The sequence below is a fragment of the Sphingomonas sp. STIS6.2 genome (assembly GCF_000732685.2).
GTDB classification, from domain to species: Bacteria; Pseudomonadota; Alphaproteobacteria; order Sphingomonadales; family Sphingomonadaceae; genus Sphingomonas; species Sphingomonas aerolata.
Map to the genome: position 1 here is coordinate 1 of NZ_JPDP02000150.1, position 1,238 is coordinate 1,238.

Genomic DNA, 1,238 nt, shown 5'->3' on the forward strand with positions numbered 1-1,238 from the left:
GGCACCGTCAGCGAGAACGTTCAAAGCCAAGCTGCGCCCCGTACAATGCAGCCCGATTACTGGAGCGGACACGCTCGTCAATCGCACCGATCTCCGCTGGATTGTGGTGGGAGAAATACACGGGACCAAAGAGACGCCAGTAATTTTTGGTGATCTAGCATGCCTAGCTTCGACATCCCGACCGGTGATCATCGCAGTCGAACAAGTGACCACCGAGCAGCCCGCGATAGATGATTTCATTGGCTCCGATGGCGGTGCAGCGGCGATATCGCATTTCTTGAGGAGCAGAATATGGACCCAGCCGATGAAGGATGGCCGGTCAAGTGAAGCGTACTTCCATCTTTTCCAGAGGCTGCGCGAATTGCGAGCGGCAGGGCGGATTATAAGCGTCGTTGCTTTCCAACCGTTGTACAATCCCGGTCCCGGCGGATTTAACGCAGGTGATTACGAGTATGCACTCGCCTCATCCCTGGTTAACAGGGTAAAACAAGACGCGCGGGTGCTTGTCTTGGTCGGGAACGTTCACGCGATGCGAACGGCTCCTACGTGGGCCAAGCCAGCTTACCTGCCAATGGCCGGCTACCTTCCAGCTCAAACCACCATCAATCTCGATGCGAGGTGGGTTGGTGGATACTATTGGGCTTGTACTTCGGACACTAGTTGCGGTGCGCAAACTGCGCCCTCATCAGGGACACGGCCGGCTCGAAGTATTACCATGGACGTGATCGGTGGACCTTATGCAGGGGCTCTTAACCTCGGCGTCGAAGTGACTGCTTCACCTCCGCAGACCCAGTCTCCACGGGAACAGGATCCTCCGCAGTAACGAGCTTACGGCGACACCCTTTAGCTGCCATTACGCAGCCTCTGCAGCAGATACGGGCTAGTTCAGCCGACATGCTTTGAGCGGCGTACCATCCGTCAATGTCTGCAACTGGGCAACTGCGGAACGACTGCTTTTCGAATGCCGCAGTTCAAACTGAATGCACCTAGCAATCCAGCGTAAATGCCCCCTCTGGAAAGCCATGCTACCCCGTGCACGTCCTCTCCTTGGCCATGATGGCCACGGAGAGAAAGCTATGGGTACGTCAGAGTTCGATCCAATCGCAGGCAAACGCCCCCCTGGAACGGCGGGCGCAAGGTGGGTGCCAAGCGTGCGCTCAAGCCGCGACAGGTCTGGGCCATTCGCTTCTTCCTCGATCAGCACCAGCGACTGCGGGATCGAGCGTTGTTTGACCTGG

1 protein-coding gene is annotated in these 1,238 nt (G+C 57.3%); it reads left to right on the top strand.

The features are described 5' to 3' along the window. On the top strand, positions 1-823 hold an 823-nt coding region (locus tag sphst_RS21320), incomplete at its 5' end, for a hypothetical protein (protein ID WP_234387676.1). Between the last annotated feature and the right edge of the window lie 415 nt (positions 824-1,238).